Annotated in this window: 12 protein-coding genes; 2 read left to right on the top strand and 10 right to left on the bottom strand. The window is 72.4% G+C overall.

Going from position 1 to position 15,130, the window contains the following annotated elements:
* Positions 1-403: 403 nt before the first annotated feature.
* The 5 genes from ABTY61_RS36320 to ABTY61_RS36300 all read right to left on the bottom strand — a co-directional run bounded on the left by ABTY61_RS36320 (position 404) and on the right by ABTY61_RS36300 (position 7,433).
* Positions 404-1,393: a PI-PLC domain-containing protein gene (locus ABTY61_RS36320; RefSeq protein ID WP_350509451.1), complete on the bottom strand. Its 990-nt coding sequence runs from the start codon at positions 1,391-1,393 to the stop codon at positions 404-406.
* Between the two features lie 153 nt (positions 1,394-1,546).
* Complete coding sequence (locus tag ABTY61_RS36315; RefSeq protein ID WP_350509450.1) at positions 1,547-3,247, bottom strand: ABC transporter family substrate-binding protein; 1,701 nt, start codon at positions 3,245-3,247, stop codon at positions 1,547-1,549.
* A gap of 88 nt (positions 3,248-3,335) precedes the next feature.
* Positions 3,336-5,489: a dipeptide ABC transporter ATP-binding protein gene (locus ABTY61_RS36310; protein ID WP_350509449.1), complete on the bottom strand. Its 2,154-nt coding sequence runs from the start codon at positions 5,487-5,489 to the stop codon at positions 3,336-3,338.
* Positions 5,486-6,448 carry an ABC transporter permease gene (locus ABTY61_RS36305; RefSeq protein ID WP_350509448.1) on the bottom strand — a complete coding sequence of 321 codons (963 nt, stop codon included), beginning with the start codon at positions 6,446-6,448 and terminating at the stop codon, positions 5,486-5,488. The genes ABTY61_RS36310 and ABTY61_RS36305 overlap by 4 nt, the downstream gene beginning before the upstream one ends.
* A 1-nt stretch (position 6,449) precedes the next feature.
* Positions 6,450-7,433, bottom strand: coding sequence for an ABC transporter permease (locus ABTY61_RS36300; RefSeq protein ID WP_350509447.1), 984 nt, complete (start codon positions 7,431-7,433; stop codon positions 6,450-6,452).
* A 377-nt stretch (positions 7,434-7,810) separates the two neighbouring features.
* On the opposite strand from ABTY61_RS36300, the gene ABTY61_RS36295 reads away from it, so the two are divergent.
* Positions 7,811-9,397 (top strand): phytoene desaturase family protein, encoded by a 1,587-nt coding sequence (locus ABTY61_RS36295; protein ID WP_350509446.1) that lies wholly within the window; start codon positions 7,811-7,813, stop codon positions 9,395-9,397.
* Positions 9,398-9,457: 60 nt separating this feature from the next.
* Here ABTY61_RS36295 and ABTY61_RS36290 read toward each other — a convergent pair whose 3' ends face one another.
* Positions 9,458-10,174 carry a hypothetical protein gene (locus tag ABTY61_RS36290; protein WP_350509445.1) on the bottom strand — a complete coding sequence of 239 codons (717 nt, stop codon included), beginning with the start codon at positions 10,172-10,174 and terminating at the stop codon, positions 9,458-9,460.
* 270 nt (positions 10,175-10,444) lie between these two features.
* On the opposite strand from ABTY61_RS36290, the gene ABTY61_RS36285 reads away from it, so the two are divergent.
* The gene (locus ABTY61_RS36285) at positions 10,445-10,999 is read left to right on the top strand and encodes a TetR/AcrR family transcriptional regulator (protein ID WP_502895490.1); all 555 of its coding nucleotides are present in this window, start codon (positions 10,445-10,447) and stop codon (positions 10,997-10,999) included.
* Positions 11,000-11,044: 45 nt separating this feature from the next.
* Here ABTY61_RS36285 and ABTY61_RS36280 read toward each other — a convergent pair whose 3' ends face one another.
* The 4 genes from ABTY61_RS36280 to ABTY61_RS36265 all read right to left on the bottom strand — a co-directional run bounded on the left by ABTY61_RS36280 (position 11,045) and on the right by ABTY61_RS36265 (position 15,110).
* On the bottom strand, positions 11,045-11,980 hold the full coding sequence (locus ABTY61_RS36280; protein WP_350509443.1) for a DUF4436 family protein: 936 nt from the start codon (positions 11,978-11,980) through the stop codon (positions 11,045-11,047).
* Positions 11,977-13,185: an agmatine deiminase family protein gene (locus ABTY61_RS36275; RefSeq protein WP_350509442.1), complete on the bottom strand. Its 1,209-nt coding sequence runs from the start codon at positions 13,183-13,185 to the stop codon at positions 11,977-11,979. The genes ABTY61_RS36280 and ABTY61_RS36275 overlap by 4 nt, the downstream gene beginning before the upstream one ends.
* A 178-nt stretch (positions 13,186-13,363) precedes the next feature.
* The gene (locus ABTY61_RS36270) at positions 13,364-14,161 is read right to left on the bottom strand and encodes an ABC transporter ATP-binding protein (protein WP_350509441.1); all 798 of its coding nucleotides are present in this window, start codon (positions 14,159-14,161) and stop codon (positions 13,364-13,366) included.
* Positions 14,154-15,110, bottom strand: a complete 957-nt coding sequence (locus tag ABTY61_RS36265) for an ABC transporter ATP-binding protein (protein ID WP_350509440.1) — start codon at positions 15,108-15,110, stop codon at positions 14,154-14,156. The genes ABTY61_RS36270 and ABTY61_RS36265 overlap by 8 nt, the downstream gene beginning before the upstream one ends.
* Positions 15,111-15,130 lie beyond the last annotated feature (20 nt).

Below are 15,130 nucleotides of genomic sequence, written 5' to 3'. Positions count from 1 at the left end.
CCTTCCAGCGGGCCCTCCGGGCGCTTCGTTCTTTCGTGTTTCCAGCTTATCAGATGTTTTCCGCTCCGTTTCCGGGGCTTCGTCATCCAACTCGCCTCTGCCGTCCGGGGTTTGACGCCCTGTCCGACGTTTCAAACTCTAGCCGACCCCCGCTCCGAAAAGCGAATCCGGCCGCAACCCCGATAACCGGGCACACCGAAGCGGACCCTGCTGTTTCTCGTGGATTGGCCGCCCCGGAACCGTCCGCGCAAACGCGTGTCCGGTGCTCCCTGGCGGGCGACTGGGAGACAGTACCCCTACTCCGCCTTCGAAACAAATGCCCAGCCCTGGGCCGTACAGCCGCACGGCTGTACGGCCGCACCACCGTAATGCCGGACGGCCGCGGCCCAGGGCTGACGGTCCCCTACCTGAACAGCCGGTCTCCGCTGTTGGCCATGCGGTGGCTGCCGCTGTGGTGGTTGACCCAGTCGCGGACCAGGTTGATCGCGTTGGCGCACTGCCAGCTGTCGTCGTACTCCCGCACGCCGGTGAAGGCGCCGTAGCCCGCGATGATGCCGTCGACCTGGGCGTCACCGAGCAGCTTGTCGACGTACCAGGGGTCGTTGTAGGTGGCCGTCCAGGACAGCGTGGCGGCGAGCTGGCCGGCTGCCCGGTCGGCCGCTCCCTTCTTCAGTTCCGCGCAGGTGTTCCAGGTGGCCTCGGTGCAGTTGCCGAACCCCTTGGTGATGTCGGTGTCGCCGTAGTCCATCGCCCGGTGGCCGACGGGGATGCCCGCGCCGGACCGGTCGAAGGCGTTGCGGGCCTGGTCGCGGGTGCCGGTGGTGGTCATGCCCTCCAGGCGGCCGAGCTTGCCCTCCAGGCTCTTCCAGCCGCGGCCGCCGACGTCCGGGGTGTTGCCGCCGTGGTACTCGAAGAAGCCGTAGAGGACCTGGATGCCGGCGGCGGTCAGTCGCTGCGCCTTGTCGTGGAGGCCGGCGACGCTGCAGGTGCGGTTCGGCTCCTCCCCGCAGTAGTTGGGGTCCTTGATGTCCAGCCAGACCAGCGACAGCCGGCGGCCCGCGTTGGCGTTGGAGAGGATGCGGTCGATCATGCTGTCGAAGCTGGGGCCGAGCCGGTTCTCGCCCGCCGAGGAACAGTCGTGGTAGGCGCGCCACTCGTTCGGGTTCCACCAGGCGCAGACGTCGATCTCGATGCCGTTGGCACCGTGCTTGAGCGCCGCGTCCACGCCGTCCAGGGTGTCGACCCGGTGGGCGATGGCGTAGATCGGGTGGCGCTGGTCGACCGCGGCGGCCGGGGAGGCCCCGAGCGCGGTGCCGCCGATGATCCCGCACAGCGTCGCGGCCAGCGCGGGGAGCACCCGCACGCGGGCGCCGGTCCTGAGGTGAGTGGTCAAGGGAGAGTCACTCCTTCCTGTCGATGCTCTGAAGTGAACATGACCGAGCTCACCAACTGTACGTCGTCGAACGGTAGCTGGGGCCTGAACGAGGTAAGGGCACGGAGCTTTCCCCAGCCTCCCTGCCCCGACCCATCGGCGGAACGGCCGCTGCTACTTCTGCCAGCCGATGGTCTCGGGCAGCGGGCTGAAGAAGATGGTGGCGCCGACGTTGGCGAGGCCCTTCCTGATGCCGTAGGTGGAGGGGCCACTGTAGAGCGGCAGGAAGGCGTACTGCTGGAGGGCCTTCTGCTCGACCTTGTTGACGGCCTCGATCTGCCGGCCGAGGTCGGAGATCTCGCCGGTGGCGCGGATCTCCTTGTCCAGCTCGGGGGTGCCGGCGCCGGTGATGTTGGAGTCGCGGTCCGAGCAGTAGAAGTCGCACAGGTAGCGGGCGCCGAAGGGGTCCAACGAACGGTTGCCGGAGATGAAGAGGTCGAAGCGGCGCTCACTGAGCACCTTGGAGAAGTCGTTCTCGGAGACCTTGTTGACGTCCACCTTCACGCCGACGGTCTTGAGCATCGCGGTGAACGCTCCGGCGGTGGCCTTCTCGATCGGGTCGTCACCGAGCAGGGTGTAGCCGAGTTCGAGCTGCTTGCCGTCCTTGGTGCGGATGCCGTCGGGTCCGGGCTTCCAGCCGGCCGCGTCCAGGGTCTTCCGCGCCTCCTCCGGGTCGTACTTCAACACGGCGGCGACGTTGTCCTGGTAGCCCTGCTGGAAGCTGTAGAGCACGGCCGACCCGGGCAGCGGCTCGGTGTAGTCGAGGCCCTGGAAGCGGATCTTGGCTATCTGCGCGCGGTCGATGCTCTCCTGCACCGCCTTGCGGACCTGGACGTCACCGAGGAACGGGGACTTGGCGTTGAGGTACAGCGAGTACTCGAAGGGGCTGCCGCCGCTGCGGATCTCGGCGTCCTTGACCGCCTTCACCTGCTTGAGGTTCTCCGCGTCCCCGGCGGAGGTGTAGTCGAGCTCGCCGTTCTTGAAGGCGTTGATCGAGGCGGCGCTCTCCAGGTTGACGTAGACGCGCTTGTCGAGCTTGCCCTTCCTGCCCCACCAGTTGGGGTTGCGCACGAAGGTGATGTTGCCGGAGTGCTCGTCCCAGGTGCCCACGGTGTACGGTCCGGTGCCCCATTCGGGGTGGGCGGTCTTGACGTACGCCTTGTTGAAGTTGTCGACGGTGGCGGCCGCGGGGTGCAGGAAGGTGGTGAACAGCGCCGACCAGGAGGGGTTCACGCCCTTGAAGGCGATGACCGCCTGCTTGTCGTCCGCGCCCCGGGTGACGGAGGTGATGCGGTCGTAGCCGTCGGTGGAGCTGGCCGCGTAGTCCTTGTCCGAGCCGTTGTTGGCCTTCCAGGTGGCCTCGATGGCCCGCCAGTCGATGGGGGTGCCGTCATTGAACACGGCCTTGGGGTTGAGGGTGATGACGACCTTCTGGTCGCCGCCCTCGACGGAGACCTTCACGTCGCTGTAGTAGTCCGGGTTGTACTGGACCTCGCCGGTGGGTGAGTAGGTGATGGCGTGGGCGTTGTACCAGGACCAGATCCGCAGGGCATTGAGGGTGCTGTTGACGTTGAAGGGGTTGCCCTGCTCGTCGAAGGTGCCCGCGGTGGTGTAGGTGCCGCCGTCCTTGATGTTCTCGTACGGCTGGGGGTTGTAGTCGGTGACCGAGGACGCGACCTTGGCGGCGTTCTTGGCGTTCTGCCCGGAGGACCCGCCGGAGGAGGAACCGCCCGAGGAGGACGAGGAGGAGCACGCGGTGGCGGCGACCGCGACGGCCGCGACGAGCGCGAGGGGCAGGGCGAGCTTCCGGCGCATGGGATGTCCTTGGTGGGGATCGGTGGGACGGGAAAGGAGGAAAGGGGTGACGGGGGGACAAGAGGAAAGGGGTGGCGCTGCGCGGGTGTCAGACCGCGTGGCAGGCGTACCGGTGGTCGGCACCGTCCGGGGCGGCGACGGTCGCGGGCCGCTCGGTGCGGCAGCGTGTCCGTACGGCCTCGTCGGCCTCCCGGTACAGCGGACAGCGGTCGACGAACACGCAGCCCGCCGGGAGCCGGGTGGCACTGGGCTGCTCGCCCGCGAGGACGATGCGCTCGCGGTGGCGTTCGCGCTCCGGGTCGGGCACCGGGATCGCCGACAGCAGGGCCTTGGTGTACGGGTGCCGGGGCCGGGCGAAGATCTCCTCGGTGGCGCCGGACTCGACGACGTGGCCGAGGTACATCACCGCGATGCGGTCGGAGACGTGGCGCACCACGGCCAGGTCGTGGGCCACCAGCAGGTAGGCCAGGCCCAGTTCCCGCTTCAGCCGGGCGAGCAGGTTGATGATCTCGGCCTGTACGGAGACGTCCAGCGCGGACAGCGGCTCGTCCAGGGCCAGCAGCTTCGGCTCGCGGGCCAGGGCCCGGGCGATACCGACGCGCTGGCGCTGGCCGCCGGACAGGGCTGCGGGGAAGCGGTCGCCCATGGCGCGGTCCAGGCCGACCAGGTCCAGCAGCCGGGTGACCCGGGAGCGGATGGCCGGCCGGTCGGCGCCGGCGGCCTGGAGCGGTTCGGCCAGCAGGTCGAACACGGTCAGCCGGGGGTCCAGGGCGTCCGTCGGGTCCTGGAGGACGATCTGGATGTCGCGCCGCAGCTCGCGCACCTGGGCGGCCGAGCGCAGCGCGGCGACGTCGGTGCCCGCCACTTCGATGCGGCCGCCCTCGGGGGCGCGCAGCCGCAGCACCTCGCGCAGGGTGGTGCTCTTGCCGCTGCCGGACTCCCCCACCAGGCCCAGGGTCTCGCCCGCGCGCAGTTCGAAGCTGACGTGGTTGACCGCGTGCAGGGTTCCCACCCGGCGCTTGAGGAGGGCTCCCTTGGTGACGGGGAACGTCTTGACCAGGTCCTCCACCCGCAGGACCACCTCGCCGGCGGTCGGCGCTACGGCGCCGGCCGGCGGCACGGGGGCGGCCTCCCCGGCCGGGTCGAGGGCTCCGTCGGCGATCTCCTGTGCACGGTGGCAGGCGACGCGGTTGTGCCGCACACCTCGTGCGGTCAAGTCCGGCGCCGGCGGATCCGGTGCGGTCGCGTGCACTGCGGTCAGGTCCGGCTCGGTGGTCCGGCACACGTCCTGAGCCACCGCGCAGCGGGGCGCGAAGGGGCAGCCGCCGGGCAGGCCGACCAGGGACGGCGGTTCTCCGCCGACCGGGACCAGGGGCCGTTCGACGCCGCTGTCCACGGTGGGAACGCTGCGCAGCAGGCGGGCGGTGTACGGCATCGTGGGACGGCGGAAGAGCTCGTCGACGCTCGCGTGCTCGACGATCCGTCCGGCGTACAGGACGGCGACGTCGTCGGCGTGGCCCGCCACCACGCCCAGGTCGTGGGTGATCAGGACGAGAGCGGCGCCGGTCTCGCGCTGGGCCAGGCGCAGCACGTCGAGGATCTGGGCCTGGACGGTGACGTCGAGCGCCGTGGTGGGCTCGTCGGCGACCAGGACCGAGGGCTTGTTGGCGATGGCCAGGGCGATGACGACGCGTTGGCGCATGCCGCCGGAGAACTCGTGCGGGAACGACTTGGCGCGTTCGCGCGGGTCGGGGATGCCGACCAGGTCGAGCAGTTCCACCGCCTGCTCCCAGGCGTCCTTCTTCGACAGTTCCCGGTGCACGCGCAGGGCCTGGGCCAGCAGTCGGCCGACGCTGTAGATGGGCGTGAGCGCGGACATCGGGTCCTGGAAGACCATGCCGATGTCCTTGCCCCGCACCCGGGACAGGGCCTTGTCGTCCATCGCCGCCAGGTCGCGGCCGCCCAGCAGGATCCGGCCGCCGAGGCGCGCGGTGGGCGGCAGCAGGCCCATGACGGCGAGGGCGGTGGCGGACTTGCCCGAGCCGGACTCGCCGACGATGCCCAGGGTGCGTCCGGGCAGCAGGTCGAAGTCGATGCCGCGCACGGCCTCCACCGGTCCGGCCTCGGAGGGGAAGGAGACGCGCAGGTCGCGTACGGACAGGACGGGTGCGGGTCCGGGTGCGTTCCCGAGCCCGGTGGGCCCGGCCACGGGCCCGGTGCGGCGGGCGGGTGCGAGTGTCATCGTCGGCCTCCTGCCGCGCCGGTGGTGGACGTGGGGTCGAGGGCGTCGCGCAGGCCGTCGCCGACGAAGGTCATCGACACGGTGAGCAGGACGGTCAGCCCGGCGGGGAAGGCGAACAGCCAGGGAGCGCTGGTGATGGTGCCCGCGCCGTCGGCGAGCATGGTGCCCAGCGACACGTCCGGGGTCTGCACGCCGAAGCCCAGGAAGGACAGGGCGGTCTCGCTGAGCACGGTGGCGACCACGCCCAGGGTGAGGTTGACGATGAGCAGGGAGCCCAGGTTCGGGATGATGTGGCGCAGCACGATGCGCAGGGGGCGCACGCCCATGAACTCCGCGGCGCGCACGTAGTCGCGCTCGCGCAGGGACGTCGACACCGACCAGACCACGCGCGCGGTGGACATCCAGCCGAACACCGTCAGGACGAGGATGAGGACCCGCCAGTCGCCCGCCAGCCGGTGCGAGACCAGGGCGAGGACGAGGAAGGAGGGCACGATCAGCAGGAAGTGGATGACGGCGAGGGTGGCCTTCTCCACCCGACCCCCGAGGTAGGCCGCGCCCGCGCCGACGACCGCGGCGATGGCGACGGTCAGCGCGGACACGCTCACCGCGATCACCAGCGAGCGCTGGAGGCCGTGCACGGCGGCGGCGTAGACGTCGTTGCCGCCCTGGTTGGTGCCGAACCAGTGCTCGGCACCGGGGGCCTGGGTCAGGGCCGAGAAGTCGGCGTCCGCGTAGCCGTACGGGGTGAACAGGTCGCCGAGCGCGCTGAACAGCACGAGCAGCAGGAAGATCGCCACGCCGGCGACGGCGGTGCGGTTGCGCCGGAAGCGCCGCAGGTAGAGGCGGCGCCGGCCCAGGTAGCGCCCGTCGTGCCGGGTGGGCGGCAGGTCAGCGGCGGACTCGACCGCGGTGGCGGGGATGCCCTCGGTGGTCGCGCCGGGACTCACAGGGGTGCCCATCTCAGCTCACCCGCACTCTCGGGTCGAGGAGGACGGTGGCGATGTCCGCGAGGATCGCGCCGACCGCGGTCAGGGCGGCGGCGAAGGCGGCGGTCGCCACGGTGCCGTGCACGTCGTTCTTGCCGATGGTCTGGATGAAGTACTGCCCCATGCCGTTCCAACCGAAGATCGTCTCCGTGAGGACCGCACCGGTGAAGACCGCCGGGATGCTGAAGGCCACGGACTGCGCGGTGGGGATCAGGGCGGTGCGCAGGGCGTGCCGGCGGATCGCCTGGGCGCGGGTGAGCCCGGTGGCCCGGGCGGTGCGCACGAAGTCGGAGCCGATGACGTCCAGCAGCAGGGAGCGCTGGGTGAGGTGGTAGCCCACGTACCCCGTGAGGGTGAGCGTCAGCGTCGGCAGGATCAGGTGCAGCAGCCGGTCGCCGATCGTCGCCCAGAACCCTTCCACGCCGGGCGAGTTCTCCCCCGCGACGTACAGGAAGTGCCAGCCGGCGTGCTCGTTCAGCCGGATGGCCAGCAGCACCAGGGCGAGGGCGGCGATGGACACCGGGACGTTGAAGAGCGCCATGGAAAGAACCTGGGCCGCCCGGTCCCGCCAGCCGTACTGGCGCGAGGCGGTGTGGACCGCGAGCGCGACGCCGACGACGACCGACAGGACCGTCGCGCCGATCACCAACTCGGCGCTGACCAGGGAGCGGTAGCCGATCTCCCCGTTCACCTGGACGCCGACCGGGGAGCGGCCCCAGTCGAAGTGCAGGGTCACCCCGGTCAGCCAGTCCCACCAGCGGTGGAGCAGCGGTTCGTGCGGGTCGAGGTTGTAGGGGGCCAGGGCCCGGGATATCTGCTCCTCGGTGCGGACCGGACGCAGCTCCTTGAAGTTGGAGCGCGGGTCGAGGAACCAACTGGCAAGGAAGTAGGTGGCGTTGGTCGCCACGGCGATCACCAGGAGCCAGCCCGCCGCCCTGCGGGTCACGTAGCGGAGCACGGATTGCACCTCCCCGCCAGGTGCGGCGGGAGCGCCTGGGGAACGTCGGGTCTGAGGGAGGTAGGCATGCGGGCAGAACTTCCTGGAGCCGGGATTCGAATGCACGATCGTGCAGGTCCGAGTCTGTGTACGACTGGTGCGCGACGCCAGTGACCGGGGGGCATGTACATGAGAACGAAACACCCCCGCAGCAGAGGGGCATCGGGCCCCATCGCCCGTTCACATTCAGGGGGCTCCGCAGTGAACCGGTGGAGATGGTGGAGGGTGTGCGGACCCGGCGGACTCGCCGCGCGCCGTGACGGCTCCGTGGTGCCGCTCCAGGGCGGGCAGGCGCCGCGCGGGTTCCCCGGTCCGGGTCGGTGGCGTACCGTGACCGGATGACCACGATCGCGTCTTCCCGGTACGACGTCGTCATCGTCGGCGGCGGGCACAACGGACTGGTGGCAGCGGCCTACCTCGCGCGGGCGGGCCGACGGGTGCTGGTCCTCGAACGGCTGTCCCGGGTGGGCGGCGCCGCCGTCTCCGCCCCGGTGTTCCCCGGTGTGGACGCCCGGCTGTCGCGCTACTCCTACCTCGTCAGCCTGCTCCCCCGGAAGGTGGTCCGGGACCTCGGGCTGCGGCTCGACCTGCGCCGCCGCCGGATCGCCTCCTACACCCCCGCCGTCCGGGACGGGAAACCCACCGGACTACTGGTGGACGCGGGCGACCCCGGCCGCACCCGGGACTCGTTCCGGGCCCTGACCGGCACCGACCAGGAGTGGCAGGCCTGGCAACGCTTCTACGGGACGACGGCGGAGGTCGCCCGGCGGGTCTTCCCCACCCTCACCGAACCGCTGCCCACCCGCGCCGAGCTGCGGCGACGGGTCGACGACGAGGCCGCCTGGACGGCCCTGTTCGAGCGGCCGCTCGGCGAGGAGATCGAACGGAGCTTCACGGACGACCTGGTCCGCGGCGTGGTCCTGACGGACGCGCTGATCGGCACCTTCACCCACGCCCACGACCCCGGGCTCCGGCAGAACCGCTGCTTCCTCTACCACGTCATCGGCAACGGCACCGGCGACTGGGACGTCCCGGTCGGCGGGATGGGCGCGGTGACGGACGCCCTGGCCGGAGCCGCGCTGGCCGCCGGGGCGGAGATCCGGACCGACTGCGAGGTGACGGCCATCGCCACCGACGGCCGGGGCGAGGCCGAGGTGTCGTACCGGCACCGGGACGGCGAGGCGACGGTGGCGGGGCGCCGGGTGCTGGTGAACGCCGCACCGGCCGCCCTGGCCCGGCTGCTGGGCGAGGACCCGGGGCCTGCCCCGGAGGGCTCCCAGCTCAAGGTCAACATGGTGCTGCGCCGGCTGCCGCGGCTGCGGGACGCGGCCGCGGACCCGCGCGAGGCCTTCGCCGGGACCTTCCACACCGCCGAGGGCTACCGGCAGTTGGAGACGGCGTACACCGAGGCGCTGGCCGGCCGGCTGCCCTCGGCTCCGCCGTCCGAGATCTACTGCCACACCCTCACCGACCCGTCGATCCTCGGGCCGGAGGCCGTCCGGCAGGGCTACCAGACCCTGACGCTCTTCGGACTGCACATGCCCGCCCGGCTGTTCGGCGACCCGGCGGCCGAGGAGCGCGCGCTGGCCGCGAGCCTGGCGCAGCTGGACGAGGTGCTGGCCGAGCCGATCGCCGACTGCCTGGCCGTCGACGCCGACGGACGGCCCTGTGTCGAGGCCCGGACGCCGCCGGCGCTGGAGCGGGAGCTCGGGCTGCCGGGCGGGCACATCTTCCACCGCGACCTGGCCTTCCCCTTCGCCGACTCCGACGACGGGGAGCCGACGGACCCCGCCACCCGCTGGGGCGTGGCCACGTCCCACCCGAACGTCCTGCTGTGCGGGGCGGGCGCCGTCCGCGGTGGCGGGGTCAGCGGCATCCCGGGGCACAACGCGGCGCAGGCCGTCCTGGCCGACCCGGCCCGCTAGTTCGGGACCGGGACGGACAGGACGGCCAGGACGCCATGGCCGACCGGGACGACCGGGGCGTCAGGCGCGGGCGAGCAGCCAGCCGCCGAGACCGTCGCAGGCCCAGGCCGCGTAGCTGGTGGAGCGGAAGCCGGCCGGGATGGGCGAGCCCGGGCAGCCCCACAGGCCCGCGCGGGCGGTGTTGTGGCGCCAGGCGCCCGCGCCGTCGCAGCCGGTGGTCTGGTGGCCGGTGATCACGTAGCCGGCCACCACCGGGGAGCCGGAACAGGTCCAGATCCCGTCGTACGGCAGGCTGTGCTGCCAGCTGCCGATGCCGCCGCAGCCGGCCCGCAGGTGGTTGCTGATGACGTAGCCGGGCACGACGGGCGAGCCGGAGCAGGTCCAGATGCCGTTGTGGACGAGGCTGTGCCGCCACGCGCCCATGCCCCGGCAGCCGGTGGTCTGGTGGTCGGTGATCACGTAGCCGGCCACCACCGGGGAGCCGGAACACGTCCAGATCCCGTCCTTCGCCGGCTGCTGGTACCAGGAGCCGTAGCCGCCGCAGCCGCTGCTGTCGTGGTCGGTGATGACGTTGCCGGCGGCGACGGGCTGCCCGGAGCAGCTCCACTTGCCCGGACCGCCCCACCCCCACGCCGGCTTGGCCTCCGCCGCGGACATGCCGGAGACCGTGCCGCCCAGGGCGACGGCCGCGACCAGCGCGACCGCCGCCGCGGCTGCTCCGGATCCCCGGCCGAGGACCAGCGCCGTCGCACGCTTCCAAAGCTGACGCAGAATCATGTCCGTTGTGCTCCAGTGGTGTTGAGGGGAAGGGAGTTCCGTCGAACGGGCCTGCCCGGCGGCGGAACGAGAGTCACCCTAGGTGATGGTGACGTGAAAGTTCAGCGGAGGATCAAAGAATTCCGCCCCCGGAGCCCACCTTGTCCGAAAGTCGCCAGAAGGTTCGGCCGCACCCGGATTCCCACCTGACGGGACTTTCAGCACACGGAGTGATCTTGGCCCGCCCCGCGGGTAAGGTGGTGAATCGTGGCCAGTAGGAAAACATCGATCATGGAAGCAGCCGCGCGGGTGATCGCGCGGCGCGGGGTGCGCGGGCTGCGCGTGGAGGAGCTCGCCGCCGAGGCCGGCGTGTCCACCGCGCTCATCTACTACCACTTCAAGGACCGCACGGGGATCCTCCGGCAGACGCTGGAGTTCATCAACGACCGGGCCGAGCGCTACACGACCGAACGCGCCGCGGAAGCACCGCCGTTGACGGCCCGCGAGGAGCTGGAGCAGACCCTGCTGCTGGAGCTCCAGGACACCGTCGAGGTCCGGGAGAACAGCACCGCCTGGGGCGAGCTGCGGGCCAGCGCCGTCTTCGACGAGACCCTGCGCGAGGACCTCGCCCGCGCCACCCGGGTCTGGGTCCAGGAGATCGCCGAACTGCTCGGCACCGTTCAGCCGATGTCCTCGGCCGTCGCCCTGGCCGGTGCGGCCGAGCGCCTCACCGCGCTCCTGGAGGGGCTGAGCACCCGCTGGCTCAGCGGCAGCCTGCCCCTGGCGCACGCCCGCATGCTGATGGCCGACGCGATCGACGCCGAGCTGGCCCGCCTCGGCTCCTGACACCGATGCCGGTGGCGGCCGGTGCGCGGCCGGGTCGGCGCCCCGTCAGGGCCCGGCAGGTGCGGCCGACGGGCCCGGCGGGTCGGCCTCGGCCGCCTCGGCGGCCTCCGCGGCCTCCGCGCGGCGCTTGCGGTGCTCGACCCGGACCCCGGCGATGACGGTGAAGGCCAAGCTCGCGGCGATGATCCCCTCGGCCCAGAAGAACGCGAGGTAGTCCATCAGCGAACCGACCGGCGGCGAGCCCGGGGCCGCGTTGCGCATGCCGATCAGCGCGAAGAGGGTCGCCGCCATCCAGCCGAGCGAGGGCCAGACCAACCCCTGGCCGCCGCGGTAGAGCACCTCAGCACCGGCCAGTACAGCCAGGGCGAGCGCCCACATCGCGGCGATCATGAACCAGGCGAGGATGAAGGTGCTGCGCGCCCTGCTGACCCGGCCGTCCAGGACGGTCGGTGCGGAGCCGGCGGCGGCCGGGGTGCTCGTGGGCCGGACCACGAAGAACGGGTCCGCATCCGCGAACACCAGGCCGACCGGTACCGCGCCCGCGCTGTCCACGGCCGAGAAGCCCACCGCGAACCGGTAGCGGTCGAAGGGGTAGTCGGACTCGGTGCCGCGGTAGAGGTTGGCCTGGACCGACTGGGGCGTCGCGATGTCCCCCGACGCGGCCCGCAGGTCGGTGCGGGCCGCCGAGTGGACGGTGACGTCGACCTGCCGGGTGAACGCCAGGGTGTCCGGTCCCACGGCCAGGCTGCCATGCGGGACGACCACGACGTAGAGACCGAGTTCGCCCGTCGCGGGGTCGATGTCCTGGGCGGTGAGGTCCAGTTCGATCCAGTCGGCCGCGGTCGGCAGGGCCAGCTCCCGGGTCTGCAACCGGGTGTCGCGCTCGTTGAGGTACAGCGCGATGCCGGCCGAGCAGAACACGGCGAGGAGCAGCGCGACGAGGGCGAAGCGGTTGCCGCGCAGCCGGGCGAGGGCCCTCATGCCGGGGTGGACGCCGCCGGGGCGGTGGCGGGCTGTTGTCGGGTGGCGCAGTGGATGCCGCCGCCGCCCGCGGCGATGTGGTTGATGGAGACCTGGGTGACCTTGCGGCCGGGGTGGAGGTCGCCGATGGTGCCGGCCGCCTTGTCGTCGGCGGCCTGGTCGCCGAACTTCGGGACGATCACGCCGCCGTTGCAGACGTAGTAGTTGATGTAGGTGGCGAGGAAGTTCTTGCCCGCGCCCTGGATCAGGTCGAAGTCGGGTTCGGGGAGGTCGACCACCTTGAGCGTGCGGCCCCGGGCGTCGGTGGCGGACTGGAGCACCTGGACGGCCTCGGCGGAGGCGGTGGTCCAGACGTCCGGCGGGGTGTCGGCGGCCGGGCGGTGCAGGACGACGGTGCCGGGTTCGGCGAAGCGGGCGAGGGCGTCGACGTGGCAGTCGGTGATGTCCTGTCCGGCGACGCCCTTGAACCAGATCACCTTCTGGACGCCGAGCAGCTCCTTGAAGTCCGCCTCGATCTGGTCGCGGCTCTTGCCGGGGTTGCGGTTGTCGTTGACCCAGGAGCTCTCGCAGGCCATCAGGGTGCCCTCGCCGTCGACCTCGATGCCGCCGCCCTCGCCGGTGATCGGCGCCTGGACGCGGGTGATGCCGTAGTGGTCGAGGAGGTTGCGGGCGACCTGGCTGTCGTTGGTGTGGGTCTGCTTTCCGCCCCAGCCGTTGAAGTTGAAGTCGACTCCGGCCAGGCCCTGGGCGCCGGTGACGAAGGTCGGGCCGGTGTCCCGGGCCCACAGGTCGTCGACCGTCAGCTCCAGCACCTCGACCGAGGAGCCGCAGGCCTGACGGGCCTGGTCGGCCTGGTCGGGGCGGGCCAGCAGGACGACCGGTTCGAAGCCGGCGATCGCCTGGGCGAGCGAGGCGATGTCCTGGCGGACGCCGGGGAGTTGCTGGCCCCACACCTCTTCCAGGGCCGGCCAGGCCATGAAGGTGCGGGTGTGCGGGCCCGACTCGGCGGGCATCGCCCGGCCGGCGGCCCGGCCGCCGGACGGGGACGGGGACGGGGACGGGGACGGGGTGCCCGCGGCCGTGCCGCTCGAACCGGACTGCCCGTCGGCCGTGCTGTCGGAGGAGCAGCCGCCGGCCAGGGCCACGGCGGCGAGCGCGGCACCGGACTGGAGCAGCACACGGCGGGACGGCCGGGAGGGAGCCATGGGGCCTCGTTCCGGTAGGTGTCGGGTTCGGCTCCGCAGGCTACTGAAAGGGGGGTCGGCTTCCGGCGCGGCGCGGCTCCGCCGTTCAGGTGATGCCGCGCGGGCGGGACGGGCGAGGGGCGGCACCGCCCCTCGCCCGGGACCGGCAGGTCCCACCGCCTGCCGGTCCCGGGCCGTCCTACAGCGCGCGGCGCGCGGCGGCGATCCCGTCGGGATCCCAGCCGGGCCGCGGGACGGACTCCAGCAGCAGCGCGGTGTAGGCGTGCTGCGGGTCGTCGAGGACCTGGGCGGTCGGTCCTGCCTCGACGATCCGGCCGTGCCGCATCACCACGACTTCGTCGGTGACGCAGCGGACCACGCCGAGGTCGTGGGTGATGAAGAGGTAGCCGATGCCGGTCTGCTCGCGGATGTCGGCGAGCAGGTTGAGCACCTGCGCCTGGACCGAGACGTCCAGTGCGGCGACCGCCTCGTCCAGCACCAGGACGGCCGGCTCGACCGCCAACGCCCGCGCGATGGCGACGCGTTGGCGCTGGCCGCCGGAGAGCCGGCGGGGCAGCGCGTCGGCGGCCCGGGTGCCGAGCCCGACCTGGTCGAGGAGTTCCCTGATCCGGGCCCGGTGGTCGGTGTCGGGGAAGTGCAGCCGCAGGGTCTCCCGCAGGACGGCCTCGACGCTGGTGCGCGGGTCCAGCGAGAGGTACGGGTCCTGGAAGACCATCTGCACCTCGCGGGCGCGGGCCAGCCGCTCCGCCTTGCCGCGGGCGCGGCCGGCCCGGGCGCGGCCGTGGACGGTGACCTGCCCCTCGTCGGCCTGTTCGAGGCCGACGATGATCCGCGCGGTGGTGGTCTTGCCGGAGCCGGACTCGCCGACGATGCCGAGCGAGGCGCCGGCGTCGAGGGTGAAGGAGACGTCGTCCACCGCCCGGACGCTGCCGAAGGTCCGGTGCAGCCCGGTGACCTGGAGTACGGGCTCAGACATCGACGTGGCTCCCTTCCAGCGGGTGGTGGCAGGCGGCCGGGTGCTCCCCCGCCGGCTCGGGCGTCCGCTCCCGGCACACCTCGGTGGCGTAGGCGCACCGGGCGGCGAACGCGCAGCCGGTCAACTCCTGCCGCAGGTCGGGTGGTTGGCCGTCGATGGCGGCGAGCCGGCCGGCCGGGGCGGCCAGCCGGGGGGTGGCGGCGAGCAGGGCGGCCGTGTAGGGGTGGCGGGGCCGGGCGAAGAGCTCGGCGGCCGGTCCGGTCTCGGCGATCCGCCCGGCGTACATGACGTAGACCCGGTCGCTGATCGCGGCGGCGAGGCCGAGGTCGTGGGTGACGAACAGCAGCCCGGTGCCGAAGCGTTCGCGCAGCCGGCCGAGCAGGGCGACCACCTCGGCCTGGCTGGTGACGTCGAGCGCGGTGGTGGGCTCGTCGGCGAGCAGCAGGATCGGGTCGCCCATCAGGGCGGCGGCGATCATCACGCGTTGCAGCATGCCGCCGGACAGCTGTCCGGGGTAGCGGCCCAGCAGTTCCGGCCCGAGGCCGACGGCGTCGAGCAGTTCGACGGCCCGCCGGTCGGCGGCGGCGGCGCTCATGGTGCCGGTGAGACGCACGCTCTCGGCGAGGAAGTCGCCGATCCGGCGCAGCGGGTTGACGGCGGCCCGGGGGTCCTGGAAGACCATCGCGGCCTGGCCCGTGCGCAGGACGCGCAGCCGGTCGGGGGTCATGATCAGGACGTCCTCGCCGTCGACCAGGACGGCGCCCTCGGGTGCGGCGCCGGACGGCAGCAGGCCGAGGGCGGTGCGGGAGGTGAGGGTCTTGCCGGAGCCGGACTCGCCGACCAGGGCGACGGTCTCGCCGGGGGCGACGGTGAGGTCGACGCCGTCGAGGACGGGCCGGGCGGTGCCGGGCAGTCGGAGCCGGAGGCCCTGGATGTCGAGGGCGTTCACGCGGTCCTTCCAGTGGTGCG

It is taken from the genome of Kitasatospora sp. NPDC096128, from assembly GCF_040303105.1.
Lineage (GTDB): Bacteria > Actinomycetota > Actinomycetes > Streptomycetales > Streptomycetaceae > Kitasatospora.
This window is presented reverse-complemented; position numbering and strand designations above follow the sequence as displayed.

Coding starts and splice junctions, on each gene's coding strand:
- ABTY61_RS36305 (WP_350509448.1), bottom strand. CDS start 6,448: ATGGGCACCCCTGTGAGTCCCGGCGCGACCACCGAGGGCATCCCCGCC.
- ABTY61_RS36270 (WP_350509441.1), bottom strand. CDS start 14,161: ATGTCTGAGCCCGTACTCCAGGTCACCGGGCTGCACCGGACCTTCGGC.
- ABTY61_RS36295 (WP_350509446.1), top strand. CDS start 7,811: ATGACCACGATCGCGTCTTCCCGGTACGACGTCGTCATCGTCGGCGGC.
- ABTY61_RS36310 (WP_350509449.1), bottom strand. CDS start 5,489: ATGACACTCGCACCCGCCCGCCGCACCGGGCCCGTGGCCGGGCCCACC.
- ABTY61_RS36290 (WP_350509445.1), bottom strand. CDS start 10,174: ATGATTCTGCGTCAGCTTTGGAAGCGTGCGACGGCGCTGGTCCTCGGC.
- ABTY61_RS36275 (WP_350509442.1), bottom strand. CDS start 13,185: ATGGCTCCCTCCCGGCCGTCCCGCCGTGTGCTGCTCCAGTCCGGTGCC.
- ABTY61_RS36280 (WP_350509443.1), bottom strand. CDS start 11,980: ATGAGGGCCCTCGCCCGGCTGCGCGGCAACCGCTTCGCCCTCGTCGCG.
- ABTY61_RS36285 (WP_502895490.1), top strand. CDS start 10,445: ATGGAAGCAGCCGCGCGGGTGATCGCGCGGCGCGGGGTGCGCGGGCTG.
- ABTY61_RS36315 (WP_350509450.1), bottom strand. CDS start 3,247: ATGCGCCGGAAGCTCGCCCTGCCCCTCGCGCTCGTCGCGGCCGTCGCG.